Origin of the sequence: Flagellimonas onchidii, from assembly GCF_004804315.1 — a bacterium.
Classification (GTDB): domain Bacteria; phylum Bacteroidota; class Bacteroidia; order Flavobacteriales; family Flavobacteriaceae; genus Flagellimonas; species Flagellimonas onchidii.
Genome location: NZ_SRXX01000041.1, coordinates 1 through 5,700 on the forward strand (window position 1 = coordinate 1; position 5,700 = coordinate 5,700).

At 35.3% G+C, this 5,700-nt stretch carries 5 protein-coding genes and 1 tRNA gene; 2 read left to right on the forward strand and 4 right to left on the reverse strand.

Annotated features, from left to right (window positions below):
* Positions 1-122: 122 nt before the first annotated feature.
* Positions 123-1,346: a site-specific integrase gene (locus E4661_RS18755; RefSeq protein WP_136468999.1), complete on the reverse strand. Its 1,224-nt coding sequence runs from the start codon at positions 1,344-1,346 to the stop codon at positions 123-125.
* 115 nt (positions 1,347-1,461) lie between these two features.
* On the opposite strand from E4661_RS18755, the gene E4661_RS18760 reads away from it, so the two are divergent.
* Together E4661_RS18760 and E4661_RS18765 are read left to right on the forward strand one after the other, a co-directional pair.
* A tRNA-Pro gene (locus E4661_RS18760) sits at positions 1,462-1,535 on the forward strand.
* Positions 1,536-1,762: 227 nt separating this feature from the next.
* The gene (locus tag E4661_RS18765; protein WP_136469000.1) at positions 1,763-3,016 is read left to right on the forward strand and encodes a site-specific integrase; all 1,254 of its coding nucleotides are present in this window, start codon (positions 1,763-1,765) and stop codon (positions 3,014-3,016) included.
* A gap of 19 nt (positions 3,017-3,035) precedes the next feature.
* On the opposite strand, the gene E4661_RS18770 is transcribed toward E4661_RS18765, so the two are convergent.
* The 3 genes from E4661_RS18770 to E4661_RS18780 form a co-directional block, all read right to left on the reverse strand.
* A complete protein-coding gene (locus E4661_RS18770; RefSeq protein WP_136469001.1) occupies positions 3,036-3,386 on the reverse strand; it encodes a hypothetical protein in 351 nt (116 codons plus the stop codon).
* 1,082 nt (positions 3,387-4,468) lie between these two features.
* Positions 4,469-5,128 (reverse strand): hypothetical protein, encoded by a 660-nt coding sequence (locus E4661_RS18775; RefSeq protein WP_136469002.1) that lies wholly within the window; start codon positions 5,126-5,128, stop codon positions 4,469-4,471.
* 11 nt (positions 5,129-5,139) lie between these two features.
* On the reverse strand, positions 5,140-5,574 hold the full coding sequence (locus E4661_RS18780) for a hypothetical protein (RefSeq protein WP_136469003.1): 435 nt from the start codon (positions 5,572-5,574) through the stop codon (positions 5,140-5,142).
* Positions 5,575-5,700 lie beyond the last annotated feature (126 nt).

Consider the following 5,700-nt stretch of genomic DNA (forward strand, 5'->3'; position numbering starts at 1 on the left):
GGCAAGTTCTAATAATCCTAACTTTGGTTTGATGATCTTTTCTTCTGTACTCATCTGACAAATCTAATTTAAGGGTTAAACTAATTTATTAAGATTGTCAGATTAAGTCTTAACTATTACAATTAAAAGAAAGGTTTTGGGTTCTTGTAAATTTTACGAAATACATTTTCGTGAGCTTCATCTTGAACTTCATGCTTAACACCTTTTTGATATTTCCGATTAGTTGTAGTTGGTTTATGCCCTAAAATACTTTCTATTATCAAATCATGTATGAGTAGTTCACCTGCTACTGTTCTAAATACGTATCTCGGTGTTTTGGTAGCAAGAGCGGGGGCAATACCAAGCTCTTTAGAAATCCTCTTTAACGTAGCATAATATAGTCTATGGGTGTATGTTCCTTTTTTGGGATCTCCATGAAACTTAAATATTTGCTCATTGGATTTATCTCCGTATTTGTCAATTACTTCTTGTGCAAAGGGGAGAATAATATTGTTTACCGTTCTACCTCCACCTGGTTTGTTTCTGTTCTTGTATCTTTTGAAGATTAATCTACTTCCCTTGATGTTAGACCACCTTAAATTGGCTACATCAACCAAATCATGCCCTCCGATAGCAATTTGAAACATAAAAATGTCTATTGCCCTTTGCATGTTTTCTTTGGTTTTATCCGTAGCCCTAGAATGCTCAAATTTCTGAAGCCTGTGTATATCTTCAACTTTCCAATCTTTTAAATCATGCTCAGCACTTGGTATGTTTGAAATCAATCCTTTAAAGGGTTTGGTGTCTTTGACTCCCAAATCTCTTTTTATGGCTTCATTGTGAATGGTTCGTATAGTCCTTAGGTAATAGCTGATACCTCCTTCATTCGTTCCATTCTTGATTTTGAATAACTTATAATCTTTTACCCATGTATAAGTAATATCATTTAAGTTGAAGGTTTCTTGATTGGTGTAGTTTTTAACTTCCCTTATTGCAGCTTCAAATGCTTTGGTGTCCATTCCTTGGATTTCCTTTTCAGAAATGAGTTTTTTGGTAAAAGCGAAAAAATCCACATTGGCTTTAAATTTTTCCAGCTTTAACTTCATTGCCATTATTTCTAGGTCACCTTCTTTATTGAGTAGTGGGTAGGCTTCTTCTAAAGTTAATTCTTGTATAGGCTTAATACGGTTTAATAGCTTGGATAGAGCATGTTGAGCCTCTACTGATTTCCTTGTTTTGCTGTTTTGGTATAATTTGGTGTGAATGTACTTGCGTTGTTGGGTTAAAGTACAATATATTTGCAGCTTGATTGGAAAACCCTTTTGAGTTTTTCGTCTTGTATCTATGAAAATATCGGCTTGTAGCATTTGCACAAAATTTGCACAAGAATTTATAAAAAATACGTTTATTTAGCAACGTTGGATTTAAAAAGATATTTTATAGATGTGATTAAAATACTGAAATACAGTATTTAAGCTACTTCGGGATGTGGCGCAGTCTGGTAGCGTACACGCATGGGGTGCGTGTGGTCGCTGGTTCGAATCCAGTCATCCCGACTTCACTGTTTTCATATAGTTGCATAACGTTGCAAATCACCTGATTTGCAACGTTTTATGTTTTTGAGGATTTCAAAAGAAACCATCTGAAACCACATGAAAACGAATCGTTGGTGTCCAAATCGGGAATTGTTAACCATCCATTTTTTTGTACCTTGAAGTAGCTTTTGAAGGTAATTGGCCTTGTGTTTTTTACCATGATGTTAAATTTTTAAAAGCTATTTAAGATGTTGGAAAGCAGTAGATTGTCAGTCGTATTCATCACCCGAAAATTGAATTTGGAAAAGGGGAGCATTAAGATATATGCCCGTGTAACCATAGATGGAAAAAGAGCTGAATTTAGCCTAAATCGTGAATTATCGGTGTCCCTTTGGGACGAAAAACGCAAAAGAGGAAGAGGTCATTCCAACTATGTAATCTCCCTGAATAAGTACTTGGATCAAGTTTTTACAGGTCTTCACGAAGCGCATCGTCAGCTTTTACAAGAAGATGCGGATATTACTTCTGCTTCGGTCAAGGCAAGATTCCTCAAAGAAGATGATTGTGGTAAGACCTTATTGGATTTGATAGCTTATCATAATATTACAATGGTCAACATACTTAAGCCGGGTACCATGAAAAACTATTATAGTACCCAACGTTGCATCAAAAAGTTCCTTGAAGAAGAACTAAAAGTAAAAGATATCACCTTAAAGAAATTGAACTATGGTTTTATTATTGACTTTGAACAGTATGTAAGAAAGTATAAGCCTTCTACCCGAATGGGTTGTACTAATAATGGTGCAATGAAACATATGGAACGACTCAAAAAGATTTCCAAACTTGGTGTACGGCTGGAATGGTTGGAAAAAGACCCATTTGTGAATTTTAAATTGCGTTTTGAAAAAACGGAGCGTCAATTTTTGACAGAGCGAGATTTATGTTTGATTGAAGAGACCACATTTAAAAAATCCAGTACCGAGCAGATTAAAGATCTTTTTATTTTTGCTTGTTACACAGGGCTTTCGTTTATAGATGTTGAAGGTTTAAAGGCCAAGCATTTAGTTAAAGGAATCGATGGAAATAATTGGCTGTACACTAAAAGAACCAAAACCGAAGAACCCCTAAGAATACCCTTACTACCGAAAGCTTTGGAAATTATTGAAAAATATCAGGAAGAACCGCAGATTATTGAAGAAGGTGGCTTATTGCCGAGGTATAGCAATCAAATGATAAACAGAACCTTGAAAGAAATTGCTGATGCCTGCGGTATTCGTAAAAAAATGACTTTCCATACCGCAAGACACACCTTTGCCACTTCGGTAACATTGTCCAATGGTGTTCCAATAGAGACTGTTTCAAAACTCTTGGGACATACAAAACTGTCCACTACCCAGCTATATGCAAGGGTGCTGCAAAAGAAAGTAGGGGAGGATATGCAAGAGCTTATGGAACTTTATAGATCCAAAACGGGTTCAAAGGGTGCCAAGGCCATACAGTAGAAAGTATGTTGGCCTCCGTTTATTTAGCATCGAATGGGAATTTTCCCTTTGCCTTTAGGTCAGAAAAGTATTCCCTAAGTTCCAGGTAATAGGCTTCCATGCTTACCATGTCATCCTTTTTCTTGTGGTAGTTGTGGTATACATAGGAGAGTACCAAAGAGTTTTCATCAATATCGCCTATTTCATGACTGTACATTTTTCGCACAATGTCATGGTCAATTGTATACGGCTTCATGGAAGGGTCAACCTGATTTAACATTAAGTTCACTTTGATATTTAGATTTTCGGACGGGTTAGGGGAACCGACCAAGAAGGTATAGCGGGGACTCCCATTGGCAGATTCGGTTTCCTTGTAAATATGTTCTTCCATCGACCAGTTCTTTTACGGTATGACTGTGTTTGTTCAATTCCCTTATCCCATAAAAGAATGAGGGCGGTACTTCAACTTATATTCAAAGAGGTACGACCAAGCACCATCACCGAACAAGAGAAGCCCACCCTTTGCGATGGGCGTTCAGCTTATAATCCTCGGTATTAAAAATTGGTCGTTTTCTTTGAATGGATTATAGCATAACGCTATTGATTATATGTTCATTTACTTTGTTTTCCCAATAAAAATGGTTTATGGATATAGTGTAAAACTACAATTTTAAATATTGATAATTCAAAAAAGGACGTTGTTTCCATTGCAACATACTTTTATTTGGGTGGTTCATAACAAATATGGATTTGTTTTTATATCAAGCACATAACTGGTTATGGTGTATAAAAATATTTGGAGCGGAGCGGAAAAAGATTTGTATGGCGAGAGGGTAGCGCGCAAATGCGACGTTACGATAGTTTACACCCTTGTTTTACAAGTGTTTTTGGAGAAAAGTAAAAAATGTCAAATTGTTCCGTAGACCCCATAAACACTGGAAGAAATTGTTACAATTTTGTTTAAAAAGAAACAACCTTGGACATATCTGTTGTCATGTATATATTATAAGAGTTTGCGCAAAACCGATTGAAACCATTGAAAACCGTGAAAAAGGTTGGCGCAAACACTCAAAATAATGTGACGCTCTGGACCGCTTGGTCATCATTTTAAAAAGTGATGGTCGCCGACCCAATTTCCTTTCTAATACCGTCTCTTTTAAAACGTTTTCACCAAATATTCGATGTATACTTTAAATTCAATAAACGCTACGGAAATTCATTTTTTTGTTCACCACGTGCCAGTTAATGGGAAACTACTTCATTAATGTATTGAGCAAAATGTCGGGATATTCAAAATCTCAACAACAAAAATCTATACCAAAGTGAAGGCTTCCTTGTTTTTATTGTTTCTGTACAACATATGTACAACAAGTATATCTTTCGGAAACGGTTGTTTAGAAATTAAAGTTTCAACCTAGAGTAAATAAAAACCAATACTAAATAACTGAAATCAGGCATTGGAGATTTACTTCATCACAGTTTGGCGAAATCAAAACTATAGTTTATAAATGGTATCCAAAAGGCAGTAGTTTCATCAAAATAAGACGTGTTTTGTGAGATATATGTCCCCAACATAATTTTAGACCTTCCATTTACATATCCAATGGAAATTTTATTTGCGCTATAATTATAATTTAACAAGGATGAAACTGTTCCAACTATTTGTCCATTTTGGTCAAAAACAGATTCTACCGCCGTAAAATTGCTGTTTCTATTTAATAACGAAATACCTATTCTAAACAATAAATCACCCTTTTTAAAAATTTGGAATTGATAACTTAAATTAAAATGATAGCCAACTAATAAATCTCTCTCTGTTTTTGATATAGAAGGTTCTATTGAACCAACAACGTTGATTCCGGATGTAATCATATCATAACGAAAGGAGTTTTTAAATCCGATGCTAAAGTTATCTGTAATATAGTAATCTACTCCCAAATTTAATGCAGGGCCTGAATTTTGCGCATCTGGATTAGTGTAGATTGATTTGGAAGAAAACGCTTTTAATCTATATATAGGCGTTATTCTGTATTCAGGCCCTGCATTAAAAAAGAATTCTCCTTTTCTAGTTGCATCTTGTGAAGATGCCAGAATCGGAAATATAAAAAAAAACATCAACAGCCTTTTTTCCATTATAATTTGAGTTAATTACCGGGAGTATAATTATATTCGATTACATTATTATTTCTTTTATTACCAAAACCTCTCAACACATAAAATTCAGGGGAAGGAGTAAAATTTTGTTCAGCTCGAACTTGTGTGGCAATATAGTAATTGTTGTACGATTGGTATGTAAAAAAAGCCGTTCGACCACCTGGAGCCCTAAAAACAACCCGTTTAGTTTGTGCTGGCCAACCGTCCCATTCGTAAATGATATATGAAAAAAAAGACGATGACGATTCTCTCTTCCTATCATACATAAGATGTTTTTCTATTGCTTTGGATCTTCCATTCTTAACATCACTAGTAGAGAATTTCCCAAGAAATAATTCTGGTATTCGGTATCTGTTTTCAGGGTATAAGTTGTTGGGTCGCCATATGTCGACCGCCTCTTCAAAAGTATTCGGATTGTCGGACATAAAGTGTACTAGCCACTACTTAACCTGACAGTTGTGGTTAATCTGACACTTGAAAAGAACCTTTAAGCTCATTGTATTCGATGAGCTTTTCTTTTGCTAAAAGTATGGAATCCTCAAAAGTCTGCA